The 18608-nt window shown below is 50.3% G+C and carries 15 protein-coding genes and 1 pseudogene; 10 read left to right on the top strand and 6 right to left on the bottom strand.

The window, feature by feature from the left end:
* The first annotated feature begins 274 nt into the window (after nt 1–274).
* The 4 genes and pseudogenes from gcvA to RGV86_RS07880 form a co-directional block, all read left to right on the top strand.
* Nucleotides 275–1192 (top strand): glycine cleavage system transcriptional regulator GcvA, encoded by a 918-nt coding sequence (gene gcvA / locus RGV86_RS07895; protein ID WP_000044401.1) that lies wholly within the window; start codon nt 275–277, stop codon nt 1190–1192.
* Nucleotides 1193–1210: 18 nt separating this feature from the next.
* Entirely contained in the window at nt 1211–1606 is a 396-nt protein-coding gene (locus RGV86_RS07890) for a DUF423 domain-containing protein (protein WP_000203904.1), read from the top strand.
* The gene (gene rlmM / locus RGV86_RS07885; RefSeq protein WP_001045502.1) at nt 1599–2699 is read left to right on the top strand and encodes a 23S rRNA (cytidine(2498)-2'-O)-methyltransferase RlmM; all 1101 of its coding nucleotides are present in this window, start codon (nt 1599–1601) and stop codon (nt 2697–2699) included. Before RGV86_RS07890 ends, rlmM begins: the two co-directional genes overlap by 8 nt.
* A gap of 37 nt (nt 2700–2736) precedes the next feature.
* Nucleotides 2737–2811, top strand: a pseudogene (locus tag RGV86_RS07880) (hypothetical protein); the annotation flags it as partial.
* A 104-nt stretch (nt 2812–2915) separates the two neighbouring features.
* Here the strand turns inward: RGV86_RS07880 and xni are convergent.
* The 5 genes from xni to queF form a co-directional block, all read right to left on the bottom strand.
* The gene (xni, locus tag RGV86_RS07875; protein WP_024165228.1) at nt 2916–3671 is read right to left on the bottom strand and encodes a flap endonuclease Xni; all 756 of its coding nucleotides are present in this window, start codon (nt 3669–3671) and stop codon (nt 2916–2918) included.
* A 283-nt stretch (nt 3672–3954) separates the two neighbouring features.
* Complete coding sequence (sdaB, locus tag RGV86_RS07870) at nt 3955–5322, bottom strand: L-serine ammonia-lyase II (protein WP_000626400.1); 1368 nt, start codon at nt 5320–5322, stop codon at nt 3955–3957.
* 57 nt (nt 5323–5379) lie between these two features.
* The gene (gene sdaC / locus RGV86_RS07865) at nt 5380–6669 is read right to left on the bottom strand and encodes an HAAAP family serine/threonine permease SdaC (RefSeq protein ID WP_000450473.1); all 1290 of its coding nucleotides are present in this window, start codon (nt 6667–6669) and stop codon (nt 5380–5382) included.
* Nucleotides 6670–7226: 557 nt separating this feature from the next.
* Nucleotides 7227–8591 (bottom strand): nucleotide 5'-monophosphate nucleosidase PpnN, encoded by a 1365-nt coding sequence (ppnN, locus tag RGV86_RS07860; RefSeq protein WP_000628011.1) that lies wholly within the window; start codon nt 8589–8591, stop codon nt 7227–7229.
* A 111-nt stretch (nt 8592–8702) separates the two neighbouring features.
* On the bottom strand, nt 8703–9551 hold the full coding sequence (gene queF / locus RGV86_RS07855; protein ID WP_000100577.1) for an NADPH-dependent 7-cyano-7-deazaguanine reductase QueF: 849 nt from the start codon (nt 9549–9551) through the stop codon (nt 8703–8705).
* Between the two features lie 67 nt (nt 9552–9618).
* On the opposite strand from queF, the gene syd reads away from it, so the two are divergent.
* The 6 genes from syd to gudD all read left to right on the top strand — a co-directional run bounded on the left by syd (nt 9619) and on the right by gudD (nt 15570).
* Entirely contained in the window at nt 9619–10164 is a 546-nt protein-coding gene (gene syd / locus RGV86_RS07850) for a SecY-interacting protein (protein ID WP_000342418.1), read from the top strand.
* A gap of 622 nt (nt 10165–10786) precedes the next feature.
* Entirely contained in the window at nt 10787–11116 is a 330-nt protein-coding gene (locus tag RGV86_RS07845; protein ID WP_000207002.1) for a YqcC family protein, read from the top strand.
* Nucleotides 11116–11898 carry a tRNA pseudouridine(65) synthase TruC gene (gene truC, locus RGV86_RS07840; protein WP_000890001.1) on the top strand — a complete coding sequence of 261 codons (783 nt, stop codon included), beginning with the start codon at nt 11116–11118 and terminating at the stop codon, nt 11896–11898. Before RGV86_RS07845 ends, truC begins: the two co-directional genes overlap by 1 nt.
* Before the next feature lie 17 nt (nt 11899–11915).
* Nucleotides 11916–12365, top strand: coding sequence for a flavodoxin (locus tag RGV86_RS07835; protein ID WP_000807742.1), 450 nt, complete (start codon nt 11916–11918; stop codon nt 12363–12365).
* Between the two features lie 419 nt (nt 12366–12784).
* Nucleotides 12785–14137 (top strand): galactarate/glucarate/glycerate transporter GudP, encoded by a 1353-nt coding sequence (gene gudP / locus RGV86_RS07830; RefSeq protein ID WP_000097076.1) that lies wholly within the window; start codon nt 12785–12787, stop codon nt 14135–14137.
* Between the two features lie 92 nt (nt 14138–14229).
* Nucleotides 14230–15570, top strand: coding sequence for a glucarate dehydratase (gene gudD / locus RGV86_RS07825; RefSeq protein ID WP_000098242.1), 1341 nt, complete (start codon nt 14230–14232; stop codon nt 15568–15570).
* A 234-nt stretch (nt 15571–15804) separates the two neighbouring features.
* Here gudD and barA read toward each other — a convergent pair whose 3' ends face one another.
* On the bottom strand, nt 15805–18561 hold the full coding sequence (gene barA / locus RGV86_RS07820) for a two-component sensor histidine kinase BarA (protein WP_000186436.1): 2757 nt from the start codon (nt 18559–18561) through the stop codon (nt 15805–15807).
* Between the last annotated feature and the right edge of the window lie 47 nt (nt 18562–18608).

The following is an 18608-nucleotide window of genomic DNA, read 5'->3' as shown; positions in this document are numbered from 1 at the left end:
GTACAGGAAGTGAAAAAAGGTAGCTTAGCTACCATGGTCTGAATCGCAGACCAATTGCAAACACAACAACACAACATCACAACCGTAAGCCAAAAGTTCACCAGAACACGCATTCCGATAAAACTTTTCGTTCCGGCTCAGGAAGTGCCGCCACTATAGGTATTTGCTGGTAGAAGCTCAACGGACAATTTATAATGGCTCAGATAAAAAAAACTAATAGGTTACATAGTGTGATCTAATTGTTAAATTCATTTAACATCAAAGTTTAAAAGCCATGTCAAAACGATTACCACCGCTAAATGCCTTACGAGTTTTTGATGCCGCCGCACGCCATTTAAGCTTCACGCGCGCAGCAGAAGAGCTTTTTGTGACCCAGGCCGCAGTAAGTCATCAAATCAAGTCACTTGAGGATTTTTTGGGACTGAAACTGTTCCGTCGCCGTAATCGTTCACTCCTGCTGACCGAGGAAGGGCAAAGCTATTTCCTCGATATCAAAGAGATATTTTCGCAATTAACCGAAGCGACGCGTAAACTCCAGGCTCGTAGCGCCAAGGGGGCGTTGACGGTCAGTTTACTCCCCAGTTTTGCCATCCACTGGCTGGTGCCGCGACTTTCCAGCTTTAATTCAGCTTATCCGGGAATCGACGTTCGAATCCAGGCGGTCGATCGCCAGGAAGATAAACTGGCGGATGATGTTGATGTGGCGATATTTTATGGTCGGGGCAACTGGCCGGGGCTGCGGGTCGAAAAACTTTATGCCGAATATTTGTTGCCGGTGTGTTCCCCGCTACTGTTAACCGGCGAAAAACCCTTGAAGACGCCAGAAGATCTGGCTAAACATACGTTATTACACGATGCGTCCCGGCGTGACTGGCAGACATATACTCGCCAGTTGGGGTTAAATCATATCAACGTTCAACAAGGGCCGATCTTCAGTCACAGCGCGATGGTGCTGCAAGCGGCTATCCACGGGCAGGGAGTCGCATTGGCGAATAATGTGATGGCGCAATCGGAAATCGAGGCCGGACGCCTTGTCTGCCCGTTTAATGATGTTCTGGTCAGTAAAAATGCTTTTTATCTGGTATGTCATGACAGCCAGGCAGAACTGGGTAAAATAGCCGCCTTTCGCCAATGGATCCTGGCGAAAGCCGCTGCTGAACAAGAAAAATTCCGCTTTCGTTATGAACAATAATTTACGTAGGGTACGACCATGACCAGCCGTTTTATGCTGATTTTCGCCGCCATTAGCGGCTTCATTTTTGTGGCTCTCGGCGCTTTTGGCGCGCATGTGTTAAGTAAAACCATGGGAGCCGTTGAGATGGGCTGGATCCAGACCGGCCTCGAATACCAGGCGTTCCATACGCTGGCGATTTTAGGTCTGGCGGTGGCGATGCAGCGTCGCATCAGTATCTGGTTTTACTGGAGTAGCGTTTTCCTCGCGTTAGGCACGGTGCTGTTCAGCGGCAGCCTTTATTGCCTGGCGCTGTCCCATCTGCGTTTGTGGGCGTTTGTCACACCGGTTGGCGGCGTGAGCTTCCTCGCGGGCTGGGCGTTAATGTTAGTCGGAGCTATCCGTTTAAAGCGCAAGGGCGTAAATCATGAATAAGGTTGTATTGTTGTGCCGTCCTGGCTTTGAAAAAGAGTGTGCTGCGGAAATTACCGATAAAGCCGGTCAGCGGGAAATATTCGGTTTTGCCCGCGTTAAAGACAATGCGGGTTATGTCATCTATGAATGTTATCAACCGGATGATGGCGATAAGTTAATCCGCGAACTGCCGTTCAGTTCATTAATTTTTGCTCGCCAGTGGTTTGTGGTGGGGGAACTCCTGCAGCATTTGCCGCCAGAAGATCGAATTACCCCCATTGTCGGCATGTTACAGGGTGTAGTAGAGAAGGGCGGTGAACTGCGTGTTGAAGTTGCCGATACCAACGAAAGCAAAGAGTTGCTGAAATTCTGCCGTAAATTTACCGTGCCGCTACGGGCAGCCTTGCGTGATGCGGGTGTGCTGGCGAACTATGAAACGCCGAAGCGTCCGGTTGTGCATGTATTCTTTATTGCACCAGGCTGCTGCTATACCGGCTACTCCTACAGCAATAATAATTCGCCGTTCTATATGGGGATTCCACGCCTGAAGTTTCCGGCGGATGCGCCAAGCCGTTCCACGCTCAAACTGGAAGAGGCATTTCATGTGTTTATTCCTGCGGATGAGTGGGATGAACGCCTGGCAAATGGAATGTGGGCGGTAGATTTGGGCGCTTGTCCAGGCGGCTGGACCTACCAACTGGTGAAGCGCAACATGTGGGTATACTCCGTCGATAACGGCCCGATGGCGCAAAGTCTGATGGATACCGGACAGGTGACGTGGCTGCGGGAAGATGGTTTCAAATTCCGCCCAACACGTAGCAACATCTCATGGATGGTATGCGATATGGTTGAAAAACCAGCGAAAGTCGCAGCACTGATGGCACAGTGGCTGGTTAATGGCTGGTGTCGTGAAACTATCTTCAACCTTAAGCTACCGATGAAAAAACGCTACGAAGAAGTGTCACACAATCTGGCGTACATTCAGGCACAGCTTGATGAACATGGTATTAACGCCCAGATTCAGGCGCGGCAGTTGTATCACGATCGAGAAGAAGTGACGGTGCATGTCCGTCGTATCTGGGCTGCGGTGGGTGGTCGTCGCGACGAACGGTAAGTGAGTTGGCTGGGGCATTGACTCCGGTCTGGCATCCGATGTTTGTACCGGTGGCAACCCGCGTGAAGCAACGCTTGAGGATATTGTCGAGCTTTACCATACCGCCTGGTAAATGCGCTGATGTGATAATGCCGGATGCGACGCTAGCCGCGTCTTATCCGGCCTACAAGTGCATTTAATTCAATGAGGTGTTAATCGGTAGTATTCGGCACGCTGTTATCGTACCAACCGCAATTGCTGTAAATTGCCGTCGATATGCAAGTCGGTTTGTAAGCGGGCAATATCGCGACACAGAAACGCCATCTCTTTATGTTCTTCCAGTTTCTTGCGCCACTTTTCGGCAACCGCGTCGATATTTTCATATATCCCTTCCAGACTCTGAAACTCGACGAGTAACTGCGTGGCGCTTTTTGGCCCAATCCCCGCAACACCCGGCACCTTTGAGCTGCTGATCCCCGCCAGCCCCCAATAATCGGGTAATTGCTGAGGTTGAACGCCAAATTCTTTATCGATAAACGGCGCATCAAGCCAACGTTTCTGAAAGTAATCACGAATACGCAGTGCAGGTGAAAGGAGCTGACAGTAGCCTTTATCTGTCGAAACAATGGTTGCCTGATGCCCGGCCTGGGTCACTTTTACTGCCAGCGTGGCGGCTAAGTCATCTGCTTCGTTGCCGCTGGCTGACCAGCATCGGACACCGCGTTGTTCAAAGGCTGCGCGTAACGCAGGCATTTCGTTGTGCAACTCTTCCGGCATTGGCGGACGACCGGCTTTGTAATCCGGTAAACGCTGATGACGCCAGCCGCTACTGCGGTTTTCATCATCAAAAACGGCGACGGCGTGGGTTGGCTGGCTGTGCATAATGAGCTGATCGAGCGCGTGCTGGCAGGTCTCCACGCAGGGCGAGCCCTGAACGGCATGAATGCGACGAATAAGATTCAGTGCATCGACAATAAGCAAATGAACAGCCACGATAACCCCCTTAAAGATCAGGCGATAAGGGTAACATTCGATGTCGGAACAGGCTACGGCTGGATGAGAAATCGGGAAGAGAGCTCGCAAAATGAGGTCTGATATTGATGACAACGCCAAATTGCCTGATGCGCTACGCTTATCATGCCTACAAAAGAATCACAATCTATTGAATTTTCGCTGTTTTGTAGGTCGGGTAAGGCGTTTACGCCGCATCCGACATAAACAACAGGCACATTCTCAACAATGTGAGGCCTCGCAAAACGAGGCCTCTGGAGAGAGATTAATCGCAGGCAACAATCTTCATTGCCAGGCCGCCGCGAGAAGTTTCACGGTACTTGGCGTTCATATCTTTACCTGTTTCGTACATGGTTTCGATAACTTTATCGAGGCAGACGCGCGGCTCGCTGGTACGGCGCAGCGCCATACGCGCGGCGTTCACCGCTTTCACTGCCGCAATGGCATTACGCTCAATGCACGGCACCTGTACCTGTCCGGCAACCGGGTCACACGTCAGGCCGAGGTTATGCTCCATTGCGATTTCTGCCGCGATGCATACCTGTGCCGGGCTTGCGCCTAACAGTTCTGCCAGACCCGCCGCTGCCATAGAGCACGCTACGCCAACTTCGCCCTGGCAGCCGACTTCGGCACCAGAAATCGAGGCGTTCATCTTATAAAGAGAACCAATGGCGCTTGCCACCAGCAGGTAACGAGCCAGTGAGTTAGCGTTCACTTCACGGATAAACTTGTCGTAGTACGCCAGCACTGCCGGGATAATCCCGCACGCGCCGTTAGTCGGTGCAGTCACCACGCGACCACCAGCAGCGTTCTCTTCGTTCACCGCCAGAGCGAACATGTTGATCCAGTCAACAACCGCCATCGGGTCAGTGGTGTTTTTGTCCTGGCTGACCAGCATCCGGCGCAGAGCCGCCGCACGGCGTGGAACGCGCAGTTTGCCTGGCAGCACGCCTTCGGTGGCAATACCGCGCTCAATACCGCCGCGCATCACTTCCCAGACGTTCGCCAGGTGCTGTTCCAGCTCTTCTTTGCTGTGCAGCGCCAGTTCGTTTTTCATCATCAGGCCAGAGAGTGACAGCCCGGTTTCCTGACAATGCTTTTGCAGATCGGCTGCTGAGCTGTACGGATAAGGAACTTCAACCGGTGCGCTATCCTGCTGACCAAAATGTTCTTCATCAACGATAAAGCCACCGCCGATGGAGTAGTAAGTCTGGCTGTAAACAACTTTATCGCCCGCCAGCGCGGTGATGCGCATACCGTTTTCATGCAGAGAAAGGTTGTCGGCATGGAAGTTCATGCACTGATCAACCGGGAACTCCACTTCGTGCTGACCATTTGCCAGCATCAGGCGACCATGAGTATTCACATCCTGAATAAAACCAGGGATGGAATCGATATCAACGGTATCCGGCAGGTTACCCGCCAGCCCCATAATAATGGCGATATCAGTGTGGTGGCCTTTACCGGTCAGAGAGAGCGAGCCGTAGACATCAACCACCACGCGGGTCACGTCTTTAAGCAGGTTACGGGCAATCAGATCGTCGGTAAATTGTTTACCCGCTTTCATTGGTCCAACGGTATGGGAACTGGAAGGACCAATGCCGATTTTGAAAATATCGAATACGCTAATCATAGGAAATTCATCGGGTTAAAACGGAGGAAGCGCCGCCCGAAAGCGGCGCGAAAGGATTTAGCTGAACAGAGAGTAGAAAATTGCGGAGATAGCAATCAGACCCATCACGACAACGAATACGTTGCTGATGTGACCGCTGTACTTACGCATTGCCGGTACTTTCTGGATTGCGTACATCGGCATCAGGAACAGGATCATCGCGATGATTGGACCGCCCAGGGTTTCAATCATCCCCAGGATGCTTGGGTTCAGCGTAGCAACAATCCAGGTCGTTACCAGCATAAACAGTGCAGTGATACGGTTCAGCTTGTTGATTTCGATAGACTTACCTTTACCACGCAGAGATTTGATCACCATACCGTTGAAGCCTTCACGCGCACCCAGGTAGTGGCCGAGGAAGGATTTGGTGATAGCGATAATCGCGATAATCGGAGCCATCCACGCGATGATCGGCGCGTTAAAGTGGTTCGCCAGGTAAGACAGAATCGAGATGTTCTGCTCTTTAGCCGCAGCCAGGTCTGCCGGAGTCAGGCTCAGTACGCAGCTGAAGACGAAGAACATTACGGTCAGCACCATCATGATGTGAGCGAATGCCAGGATCTTCGAGCATTTCTGTTCTGCCATATCGCCGTACTCTTCACGCTTCGCAACGGCGAAAGAAGAGATGATCGGAGAGTGGTTGAACGAGAATACCATTACCGGAATCGCCAGCCACAGGGTCATCCACAGACCGTTTCCGGTTGCAGATGCAGTGTCCAGAGACAGCGTTTCCAGAGCTGCGCCGTTCCACTGCGGGATCAGGTACAGAGCCAGCAGCATCAGTACGCCAACAAACGGGAATACCAGAATACTCATCGCCTTAACGATCATCTGCTCACCGAAGCGAACGATGGTCATCATACCCACGATCAGGATCAGGGACAGAATCGCACGCGGCGGCGGCGTCATACCCAGCTGGTGAGACATGAAGCTTTCAACCGTGTTGGTGATTGCCACGCTATAAACCAGCAGGATCGGGTAGATAGCGAAGAAGTACAGCAGAGTAATCAGTTTACCTGCACCAATACCAAAGTGTTCTTCTACTACCTCAGTGATGTCTTCGCCTGGGTTTTTACCAGACAGTACGAAGCGAGTCAGGCCACGGTGAGCAAAAAACGTCATCGGGAACGCAAGGATGGCCATGATGATCAGCGGGATCATACCGCCAACACCGGCGTTGATTGGCAGGAACAGTACACCCGCGCCGATTGCCGTGCCGTAGAGGCCCAGCATCCACATGGTGTCTGTCTTGCGCCAGGCACTGCGAGAGTCTTTCGACGCAATCGTGCTGGTTTGAGTCGTTTCCATCTATTTCTCCTGGAGGAATGCAAATAATTCAGCTTTTAGCCAGTTCAGCCCGGGAAGGTGCCTGGCCGTAAAAATGAAATCTGTCTATCGGCGATGGCTTAATCATTTTCCGCCGTAATAATTTGAGGGCGGAAAGATACACACAAGTTATGCATCTATCAGTGATCTTGATCTCAAATACAATAATCTACTTAGAAGATAGATAATCCCAACTCTTTACTCTGTAAATCAAAAGTAAAAGAGAATTTAAGGGCAATATTTTCCCACTAAACGATATCTGGTTTCTTCCGGGGCGCGCAATATATGTAGGTTGAACTGAAAAAATCAATACTTTTAGTTAATCATGATAAGAATTTCTTTTTCACAGTAATAAAATGCGGTTTATGAAAGCAGGTAAACGTTTGCGTGGCAATATAAATTGTATGACATATTAATATTGGTGATATTAAGTGTCTTATGATGCGTTGAAACATTCAGATAACAAATGAAATGGATTGGTGAGTGAGTGACTAAATAAGAGAAAAACCCGGCAACAAACGTTACCGGGGGAGGGGAGATTACGTGCAGATTTCGTAGCAAGGGATGTAGGCTGAGCCAGGCAACTTCATACGGTGCTGGGCGACAAAACCCTGAAGCAGGTCGTCCATACGACGCATTATCTCTTTATCGCCGTTGATTTTATAAGGCCCAAACTCTTCAATGGCGCGAATACCGACTTCTTTTACGTTACCCGCCACAATACCGGAGAACGCACGACGCAGGTCAGCAGCCAGCACTTCAACGGGTTGATCCGGGTACAGTTTCAGATTAGCCATGTTCTCGTGAGACGGCTCAAACGGCATTTGCAGATCTGGCGCAATGCGCATTGACCAGTTAAAGCTGTAAGCATCACCGGTGTCACGGCGATTTTCTTTCACCAGCGGCATCGATTTTTTCATCTGACGAGCGACTTCAGCAGCGTCATCAATGATGATGCGGTAATGGCGGCGCGCGTTTTCTCCCAGCGTATGCACGACAAACTCGTCCAGTACGCGGAAGTAATCGGCGCTCTCTTTCGGACCGGTGAGGATCAGCGGTAAGACCTGATCTTTATTTGCCGGATTCATCAAAATTCCCAGCAAATAGAGCAACTCTTCTGCCGTACCCACACCGCCAGGGAAGATAATGATGCCGTGAGCGATACGCACAAACGCTTCCAGACGTTTTTCGATATCCGGCATGATGATCAATTCGTTGACCAGCGGGTTAGGCGGTTCAGCAGCGATAATCGACGGCTCTGTCATACCAATAAAACGGCTGTCTTTGTAACGCTGCTGAGCGTGACCCACTGCTGCGCCTTTCATCGGCGCTTCCATCGCTCCTGGACCACAACCGGTGCAGATGTTTAACTCACGCAGACCCAGCTGATTTCCGACGCGACGGGCATATAAATACTCGTTTTCGTTGATTGAGTGACCGCCCCAGCACACAACCATATTTGGCGCTTCGCCGACATGCAGTGCGCGAGCATTACGCAATATAGAAAAGACCAGATTAGTAATGTGGACAGAGTTGTCGAGATTCAGGTTTGGAAAACGAACGGTGTTATGGATTTGCCCATAGACGAAGAGAATGTCGCGCAGAACAGCGAACAAGTTGGCCTGCAAGGCGCGAATAATGCGCCCATCGACAAAAGCGTCTTCCGGGGGATTGATCAGTTCTAACTTAACGCCACGTTCACGGCGCAGCACGTTAATGTCAAAACTTTCAAAACGAGACAGCAATTCTTTGCTGTTATCGGTCAAACTACCGGAGTTCAGAACAGCAAGTGAACAGTTGCGAAACAGTTGATAGAGGTCGCTGCTGGCGGTGCGTTTAAGCATATCCACTTCCAGCTGCGACAACATATCCATGGAGCCAAGCGGGCTAATATGTGTAATCAAGAAAAACTCCTTATGGGACGAATATCGTCATTCCCTTTGATTACAATAGCCCTGCATGATGGCCTTTCACAACTCTATGCGTGAATCCAGTACGCAAAAATGAGAAAAAATTTATTGTCGTACCAGTCGGGTCGTCGATGGGACAAAGTCGCTATTGCTACGCCAGGGGTTAATGTCCAGGCCGCCACGACGGGTATAACGCGCATAGACGCTTAATTTCTCTGGCTGGCAGAAGCGTAGCAGGTCATTAAAAATACGCTCTACGCATTGCTCATGGAACTCGTTGTGATGACGGAAAGAAACCAGATAGCGCAGCAGTTTTTCCCTGTCAATTTTGTGTCCACGGTACTGAATTTGGATTGACCCCCAGTCTGGCTGATGGGTGATCAGACAGTTTGACTTCAGCAAATGGCTGACTAGCGTCTCTTCCACCACTTTTTCACCGCTGGCGGCATTCTCAAGATAGTCAGTGGTAAATTCATAGTTATCGATAGCGATATCCTGCTCATCAATGCAGGTGCCATTGAAATGTCCCACCGGCTGGCCTTCCAGTTCATCAAGACGATATAAGGCCACGCTAACCTTACCCTGGGCACAGGTGCTTAAATCGCGCTCCAGCGTCTGGCGCACCTCCTCCCAGTTATTAAAACGCGTCTGGTTAAAGCTATTGAGATAGAGCTTAAAACTCTTCGACTCAATCAGATTTACGCTGGTGTAATCAAGTTCAACATGACCGACAGCGACCTGTGGCAAACCTTTGGCATTCAGCCAGGAAAGCTCATACAGCGTCCAGATATCCGCGCCGTGAAAAGGCAGGTTATCCGCTTTCAGGCCCAGAGGATCGCGATTCAGACTACGCGGAACGCCTTGCAGCAGGCTGGCGTCATAGGTATCCCGGTAATCGGTTGATTTTCCGAGAGTCAGGCCCGCAAGTGCCTGATGGTTTGTATAAGAAGACATGTTTCACCGTCATAAACCAGATAAACTAAACGACAAGTGTATCTGGTTTAAGTGAAGAGAGAAATTAGTGGACGATTTGACCGCACATGCCCTGAAAGATTTTACTGCACGCTACTGCGATGCGTGGCATGAAGAGCATAAAAGCTGGCCGTTAAGTGAGGAGCTGTATGGCGTGCCTTCACCATGCATTATTTCAACCACCGATGACGCCGTATACTGGCAACCCCAGCCGTTTACCGGTGAACAAAATGTAAACGCGGTTGAACGGGCGTTTGATATTGTGATACAACCCACAATTCATACCTTCTATACAACCCAGTTTGCCGGGGATATGCATGCGCAGTTTGGCGATATCAAACTGACATTACTGCAAACCTGGAGCGAAGACGACTTCCGCCGGGTGCAGGAAAATCTGATTGGTCATCTGGTGACTCAGAAACGGTTAAAACTGCCGCCCACGCTATTTATCGCAACACTGGAAGAAGAGTTAGAGGTCATCTCGGTGTGTAATCTCTCTGGTGAAGTGTGCAAAGAGACGCTGGGAACGCGTAAACGGACGCATTTAGCCTCAAATCTTGCGGAATTCCTTAACCAACTTAAGCCTCTTCTGTAATCCAAATACCCCGTCTGGTTGTGAGAGATCTCTTACAGACCCTGTAGGAGATCGCCAGGAAATAAGCGAATACTCAAACAGATAAGAATCGATATTTTTATTTATAATCAATGGATTATATGAAATTTCTTAACTTTCATATGAAATTATCCTTAAGGCTTTGTCTGTAAGCGCCTTGTAAGACTCAGCGAAAAAGACGATTCTATCTTCGTCGACAGGGAGTCAGACAACGAAGTGAACATCAGGATGATGACACTTCTGAAGGACACGCCAGGACGGTGTTTCAGGGAAAGGCTTCTGGATGAAGCGAAGAGGAAAACGCTGGATGCGTTAAAGGACACCTCCAGGATGGAGAATGAGAACCGGTCAGGATGATTCGGTGGGTCAGGAAGGCCAGGGACACTTCAGGATGAAGTATCACATCGGGGTGGTGTGAGCAGGAAGCAATAGTTCAGGATGAACAATTGGTCGCAAGACCAGAGGAAAAGTTGTCAAGGATGAGCAGGGAGCAACAAAAGTAGCTGGATTGCTGCGAAACGAACCGGGAGCACTGTGAATACAGTGCTCCCTTTTTTTATTCCTGCTATCCTTCGCGGCAGTTTTTTCTTATTGAGGTTGCTTTATGACCACTCATGACCGCGTTCGTCTTCAGTTGCAGGCGCTTGAATCGTTACTGCGTGAACATCAGCACTGGCGAAACGATGAGCCCCAGCCGCATCAATTCAACAGTACCCAACCGTTCTTTATGGACACCATGGAACCACTGGAGTGGTTGCAGTGGGTGCTTATCCCACGAATGCACGATTTATTAGATAACAACCAGCCATTACCGGGGGCATTTGCCGTGGCGCCGTACTATGAAATGGCGCTGGCGACGGATCACCCGCAACGCACGCTTATTCTGGCGGAACTGGAAAAGCTGGATGCCCTTTTTGCGGATGACGCAAACTGATGCTGGAAATACTCTACCAGGATGAATGGCTGGTTGCGGTAAATAAACCGTCCGGCTGGCTGGTCCACCGTAGCTGGCTGGATCGCGATGAGAAAGTGGTGGTCATGCAAACCGTGCGTGACCAGATAGGCCAGCACGTGTTTACCGCGCATCGCCTGGACAGACCTACTTCCGGCGTATTGCTGATGGGACTGTCCAGCGAAGCTGGACGGCTGCTGGCACAACAGTTTGAACAGCATCAAATCCAGAAACGTTACCATGCGATAGTTCGTGGCTGGCTAATGGAAGAAGCGGTGCTGGATTATCCACTGGTGGAAGAACTGGACAAAATCGCTGATAAATTTGCCCGTGAAGATAAAGGGCCACAGCCAGCGGTGACGCATTATCGCGGTCTGGCGACGGTGGAAATGCCAGTCGCAACCGGACGTTACCCGACCACGCGCTACGGCCTGGTGGAACTGGAGCCGAAAACCGGACGCAAACACCAGCTCCGCCGCCATCTTGCCCATTTGCGTCATCCAATTATTGGCGACAGCAAACATGGCGATTTACGCCAGAATCGCAGTGGGGCTGAACATTTTGGCCTCCAGCGGTTAATGCTACATGCCAGCCAGTTATCATTGACGCATCCGTTCACCGGCGAACCGCTGACTATTCACGCGGGTCTGGACGACACCTGGATGCAGGCGTTATCACAATTTGGCTGGCGTGGTCTGCTTCCTGAAAATGAAAGGGTTGAGTTCAGTGCGCCATCAGGTCAGGATGGTGAGATAAGTTCCTAATCCAGGGAGAAAACGGTATGGCGGAAATTGGTATTTTTGTGGGCACCATGTACGGAAATTCACTGTTAGTGGCGGAGGAAGCGGAAGCAATTCTGACTGCGCAGGGGCACAAAGCCACGGTGTTTGAAGATCCAGAATTAAGCGACTGGCTGCTCTATCAGGACAAGTTCGTTCTGGTGGTTACGTCCACGACCGGGCAAGGCGACCTGCCTGACAGCATTGTGCCGCTTTTTCAGGGAATCAAAGATAGCCTCGGTTTTCAGCCGAATCTTCGTTATGGCGTAATTGCGCTCGGCGACAGTAGCTATGTGAATTTCTGCAACGGCGGCAAACAGTTCGATGCCTTGTTGCAGGAACAGAGTGCGCAGCGGATAGGGGAAATGCTGCTGATTGACGCCAGTGAGAACCCTGAACCGGAAACGGAATCAAACCCGTGGGTCGAACATTGGGGCACGCTGTTGTCCTGACAAATTGCCGTTTTAAGCAAACTGAATCGAATCCTTTCAGGCAAATGCCAGTAAAAACTTGCAAATGTGACGGTTTTTTACTGGCGTTTGCCTGGAGTCAAGCGATCCATTTCATACTCTTCTTTATTTCTCCGTTATAACCCTTCCTTTCTTGTTCTTGTTTTCATTTCCGTGAAGTTGATTCCACCGTCCAGGGCTAATGCCAAAATCGGGCCTCATTGAACGCATTAATGTTGTGTTGTTGCACGGTGAGCCGCTATGGCGCGCTTTTTATACTGCTATTGCCAGATATAAACACGCGCCGCATTCGGCGAACGACCTATAAAAACGGCAAAAAACACCCTACGTCACCTCTGATTTCCTGGCGGTATTGCAGTCCAGAGTGAGCGTGGCTAACGCGAATTTTCAGGAGTGCAACAATGAGTTCTTTAAGTCAGGCTGCGAGCAGTGTTGAAAAACGCACGAATGCTCGTTACTGGATAGTGGTGATGTTGTTTATCGTCACATCCTTCAACTACGGCGACCGCGCTACGCTCTCTATCGCCGGTTCAGAAATGGCCAAAGATATCGGCCTTGATCCCGTGGGAATGGGTTATGTGTTCTCTGCTTTCTCATGGGCTTATGTAATAGGGCAGATCCCAGGTGGCTGGTTGTTGGATCGCTTTGGTTCAAAACGCGTCTACTTCTGGTCGATCTTTATCTGGTCGATGTTTACCTTGCTGCAAGGCTTCGTCGATATCTTTAGTGGATTCGGCATTATCGTTGCCCTGTTTACGCTGCGTTTCCTGGTCGGGCTTGCTGAAGCGCCCTCTTTCCCCGGCAACAGTCGCATTGTAGCGGCTTGGTTTCCTGCGCAGGAAAGGGGAACGGCGGTGTCGATTTTTAACTCCGCACAATACTTCGCAACGGTTATCTTCGCGCCGATTATGGGCTGGCTGACTCATGAAGTGGGCTGGTCACACGTTTTCTTCTTTATGGGCGGTCTGGGCATTGTCATCAGCTTTATCTGGTTGAAAGTCATCCACGAGCCAAATCAACATCCGGGCGTAAATCAGAAAGAGCTGGACTACATTGCTGCGGGCGGGGCGCTGATCAATATGGATCAGCAAAACACCAAAGTTAAAGTGCCGTTCAGCGTGAAGTGGGGGCAGATCAAACAGTTGCTAGGTTCGCGGATGATGATCGGCGTTTATATCGGTCAGTATTGTATCAACGCCATGACTTACTTCTTTATCACCTGGTTCCCGGTTTATCTGGTGCAGGCGCGTGGGATGTCAATTCTGAAAGCGGGCTTTGTGGCTTCTGTTCCGGCGGTTTGCGGTTTTATCGGCGGTGTGCTGGGTGGAATTATTTCTGACTGGCTGATGCGTCGCACGGGTTCGCTGAACATTGCGCGTAAAACGCCGATCGTGATGGGCATGCTGCTGTCGATGGTGATGGTGTTCTGTAACTACGTCAACGTTGAGTGGATGATCATCGGCTTTATGGCGCTGGCCTTCTTCGGTAAGGGCATCGGGGCGCTGGGTTGGGCCGTAATGGCAGATACCGCGCCAAAAGAGATTAGTGGTCTTTCCGGTGGCCTGTTCAACATGTTCGGTAACATTTCTGGCATCGTCACGCCAATCGCAATTGGTTATATCGTTGGCACGACTGGCTCGTTTAATGGGGCGCTGATTTATGTTGGGGTTCATGCCTTAATCGCGGTACTGAGCTACCTGGTGCTGGTGGGCGATATCAAGCGTATTGAGCTGAAACCTGTCGCGGGAAAGTAAGATGATAACCCAGATTAACATCCCGGCTCCTGAATTTCTGACCGTAAACGTCCCGTTTTCGGCCGTCATTGATTCTGAATAAGGACATAAACATGAGTTCTCAATTTACGACGCCTGTTGTTACTGAAATGCAGGTCATCCCGGTGGCGGGTCATGACAGCATGCTGATGAATCTGAGTGGTGCACACGCACCGTTCTTCACGCGTAATATTGTGATTATCAAAGATAATTCTGGTCACACTGGCGTAGGGGAAATTCCCGGCGGCGAGAAAATCCGTAAAACGCTGGAAGATGCGATTCCGCTGGTGGTGGGTAAAACGCTGGGCGAGTACAAAAACGTTCTGACGCTGGTGCGTAACACGTTTGCCGATCGTGATGCTGGCGGGCGTGGTTTGCAGACTTTTGACCTGCGTACCACGATTCATGTGGTGACTGGAATTGAAGCGGCAATGCTGGATCTGCTGGGGCAGCATCTGGGGGTAAACGTGGCGTCGTTGCTGGGCGATGGTCAACAGCGTAGCGAAGTCGAAATGCTCGGTTATCTGTTCTTCGTCGGTAATCGCAAAGCCACACCGCTGCCGTATCAAAGCCAGCCGGATGATAAATGTGACTGGTATCGCCTGCGTCACGAAGAAGCGATGACGCCGGATGCGGTGGTGCGCCTGGCGGAAGCGGCATATGAAAAATATGGCTTCAACGATTTCAAACTGAAGGGCGGTGTACTGGCCGGAGAAGAAGAAGCCGAGTCTATTGTGGCGCTGGCGAAACGCTTCCCGCAGGCGCGTATTACGCTCGATCCTAACGGTGCCTGGTCGCTGAACGAAGCGATTAAAATTGGTAAATACCTGAAAGGTTCTCTGGCTTATGCAGAAGATCCGTGTGGTGCGGAGCAAGGTTTCTCCGGGCGTGAAGTGATGGCAGAGTTCCGTCGCGCAACTGGCCTGCCGACTGCAACCAATATGATAGCCACCGACTGGCGGCAGATGGGCCATACGCTCTCGTTACAATCCGTTGATATCCCGCTGGCTGACCCGCATTTCTGGACGATGCAAGGTTCAGTGCGTGTGGCGCAAATGTGCCATGAATTTGGCCTGACCTGGGGGTCACACTCTAACAACCACTTCGATATTTCCCTGGCGATGTTTACCCATGTTGCCGCTGCTGCACCGGGTAAAATCACCGCGATTGATACACACTGGATCTGGCAGGAAGGCAATCAGCGCCTGACCAAAGAACCGTTCGAGATCAAAGGCGGTCTGGTTCAGGTGCCAGAAAAACCGGGGTTGGGTGTAGAAATCGATATGGATCAAGTGATGAAAGCCCATGAGCTGTATCAGAAACACGGGCTTGGCGCGCGTGATGATGCGATGGGAATGCAGTACCTGATTCCTGGCTGGACGTTCGATAACAAGCGTCCGTGCATGGTGCGTTAAGACAGAAAACCAAAACCGGCTCTGTCTGGAGCCGGTTTGAGACTGATGTCAAACGCAAAAATTGCTTGATGCGCTGCGCTTATCAAGCCTACATGATTTTTTAATTCATTGAATTTAATTGGTTTTGTAGGCCGGATAAGGCGTTAACGCCGCATCCGGCATAAACACAGGCACTTTGCCCTCAATCAAAAACCGACTTCATAAGAAGCCGGTTTTTACTCGATAAAATATTTATTACCCAAGAATTTTGCTGGCTTCTCGCGCCACATTATCCATCTCGTCCAGCAATTCCAGAAGCTCTGGCTCCAAATCTTCTTCTTTAGTACCGCTGCGTAGCTGTTGTTCAATCAGCTGGCAGAGATTCTTCATACGCGGCACACCGCTATAGCCGCAACTGCCATGCAGTTTATGAATTAAATCAACCAGACCTTCCGGGTTTTCTCCAACCAGTTGTTCCTCAACTTTGTTGCGAACTTCTGGCAGGAAATCGAGCAACATTTGCAGCATATCGCGCGCTAAATCGGTTTTTCCTGCTGCCTGGCGTAGTGCCAGTTGCCAGTCGAGGGTTGCATTCTGGTTCACCACAATTTCGTTCACTTCTGGTGTTACGACGCGAGAGGAAATACCGCTGCCAGGTTTGTAGCGCAACAGCAAATTATGCAATCGCTCTTCTTCAATCGGTTTTGCCAGATAATCGCTCATCCCCGCGCCAAGCAGTTTCTCTTTTTGCCCTGCCATCGCATGTGCCGTTACCGCGATAACCGGCGTTTGCTGCTGATGTGGGAGCTGGTGGATGAGTTCGCACGCCCGAATGCCGTCCATGTCCGGCATTTGAATATCCATTAAGATTAAATCGAACGGCATCTGTTTTGCTCGTTCAACGGCCTGATGCCCGCTATCGCAAAGCTCCACATGTTGCACCATATCTTCCAGCAACGCGCCGATAAGTTTCAGGTTAGCGGGGTTGTCATCAACCGCCATGACTGTCATTGCCAGCTTACTTTCATCGGTAACAGGCAAAAGTGTGTTTTGTTTGTGATGACAAAATTCCGTCAGTGCTGGCAACAGGCGCGTAGGCGTTAACGGTTTCAGTAGACACGCGCCGATACCATCTTGCTTGAGTTTTTCGGCATTGACCTGTGCATGACAAGGAAGCGCCAGCATCAGGAAATCGGTCATTGACACCGCTTGCGCCAACCGCTCATGTTGTATCGTCAGCGGCTCGCGGAAGGTCACTGCAATCCCTAACAACATCATGTCGTAATGCGCGGGAGGCAGCGCGGAGAACGTTGGGCTATAAACCACTTCCAGCGGCGTTTCACTTAAAATATCCAGCGTACATTGTGCTGCTGCGGAGTTCGGTTCGACATAGGCAAGACGCTTACCGGCGAGGCACTGGGTAGATGGCCCTTCGATAATAATATTCGGGTTCAGATCGAGATTAATGTGGAACCAGAAGGTAGAACCGCGATTCGGCTGGCTATGGAACGAAATATCGCCGCCCATTTCATTAACCAGTTTCTGTGTGATCACCAGCCCCAGCCCGGTGCCACCATGACGGCGGGAAATACTGGCATCAGCCTGTCGGAAGGCCTGGAATAAGCGCGATTGATCGCGTTCAGGAATACCAATACCGGTATCACGAATCTGCACTTCAATCTGCACTTTGGTATTACTTAGCGCACGTTTTTCTACCAGAATATCAATGTTGCCATTCTCGGTGAATTTAATCGCATTCCCCACCAGGTTAGTGATGATTTGTTGTAAACGCAGTGGGTCACCAATAACGTTATCGGGCACGTCGCTTTTAATATTGAGCGTTAATTCCAGCCCTTTATCGTGAGAAGAATGTGCCAGCAGGGTAACGACTTCATCCAGCGTGCTACGCAATGGGAACGGAATACTTTCCAGAATCAGCTTGCCCGCTTCCAGTTTCGAGAAGTCGAGAACATCATTAATAATTGCCAGCAAATTATTTGCCGAACGTTCAATGGTATTCAGGTGATCGCGCTGTGTTGGCGTTAATTCTGTTTTCAGCGTCAGGCGGGTAAAGCCAATAACACCATTCAGCGGTGTACGCAGCTCATGTGACATATTCGCCAGAAACTCGGATTTAATACGTGCCGCTTCCTGGGCGCGCTTTTTCGCCAAATCCAACTCAACGTTCTGAATTTCCATTTGCTCTAGCGTTTCCCGCAGATCGGACGTCGCCTGGTCGATATTGTGCTGCATCTCTTCGTGATAAGCTGCCAGCGACATTGCCATCGAGTTGATACCGTTTTTCAGCATATCCAGCTCGCCGAGCATAAATCCTTCCACCCGGCTGTCGAGTTGCCCACGACGGATGCGGTCGACGGTATTCACCATGTTACGAATTGGACCGGTTACATCGCGCATTAAGCGCCAGCCAAAAATAAGCGCAATACCGATACAAAACAGCATCATCACACTGGAAATAAAGATCTCTTTATATTGCTGCAAGCGAACCGATTTAAGATCCAGCTCAAGCGCAATATATCCCAACATATTCTGGCTATTTTTGGCATCACTACTGGGCGATTCGTCGGGGGAATAACTCTCAGAAATAATCGGTGTGCGCAGAATCATAATGTCGCCGTCACGTGTGACAGTGAGCTGGCGAGGAAACGGCACGTTGCTGCCGAGCTGCATTGATGAAGGATCAAGATGAAAATTGGAGGTGACAAAGAGTCGGTTATTTTCATCATAAACCGAAATCGCGCGAACAATATCGGAATGGCGACGATGCAGTACGCTTATTAACTGACCGATAGATTCGCGATTTTGCAGGCTCATGCCATATTCGGTAGAAACGGCAAGTGGCTCAATAATGCTGGCACCGGCATCTTCCAGTTGACGCTGCAAGTCGTTATAGCGGTGTACGACGAAAAAGATACTCAGCAATAAACCAATAAGGACGGTCGGTGCCAGGATCAGAATCATCATGCGTGCGCGCAGGCTGTAGTTGGTCATGGAGTTCCGTTATGGGACAATTAAGGTCACACTGTTAAATTGAGAAA

Source organism: Escherichia ruysiae, from assembly GCF_031323975.1.
In the GTDB taxonomy this organism is placed as follows: Bacteria; Pseudomonadota; Gammaproteobacteria; order Enterobacterales; family Enterobacteriaceae; genus Escherichia; species Escherichia ruysiae.
The sequence above is the reverse complement of the archived record's forward strand: the minus strand, read 5'-3'. Positions and strand labels throughout refer to the sequence as shown.

Coding starts and splice junctions, on each gene's coding strand:
- gcvA (WP_000044401.1), top strand. CDS start 275: ATGTCAAAACGATTACCACCGCTAAATGCCTTACGAGTTTTTGATGCC.
- RGV86_RS07890 (WP_000203904.1), top strand. CDS start 1,211: ATGACCAGCCGTTTTATGCTGATTTTCGCCGCCATTAGCGGCTTCATT.
- rlmM (WP_001045502.1), top strand. CDS start 1,599: ATGAATAAGGTTGTATTGTTGTGCCGTCCTGGCTTTGAAAAAGAGTGT.
- sdaB (WP_000626400.1), bottom strand. CDS start 5,322: ATGATTAGCGTATTCGATATTTTCAAAATCGGCATTGGTCCTTCCAGT.
- sdaC (WP_000450473.1), bottom strand. CDS start 6,669: ATGGAAACGACTCAAACCAGCACGATTGCGTCGAAAGACTCTCGCAGT.
- queF (WP_000100577.1), bottom strand. CDS start 9,551: ATGTCTTCTTATACAAACCATCAGGCACTTGCGGGCCTGACTCTCGGA.
- RGV86_RS07845 (WP_000207002.1), top strand. CDS start 10,787: ATGACCACTCATGACCGCGTTCGTCTTCAGTTGCAGGCGCTTGAATCG.
- truC (WP_000890001.1), top strand. CDS start 11,116: ATGCTGGAAATACTCTACCAGGATGAATGGCTGGTTGCGGTAAATAAA.
- RGV86_RS07835 (WP_000807742.1), top strand. CDS start 11,916: ATGGCGGAAATTGGTATTTTTGTGGGCACCATGTACGGAAATTCACTG.
- gudP (WP_000097076.1), top strand. CDS start 12,785: ATGAGTTCTTTAAGTCAGGCTGCGAGCAGTGTTGAAAAACGCACGAAT.
- gudD (WP_000098242.1), top strand. CDS start 14,230: ATGAGTTCTCAATTTACGACGCCTGTTGTTACTGAAATGCAGGTCATC.
- barA (WP_000186436.1), bottom strand. CDS start 18,561: ATGACCAACTACAGCCTGCGCGCACGCATGATGATTCTGATCCTGGCA.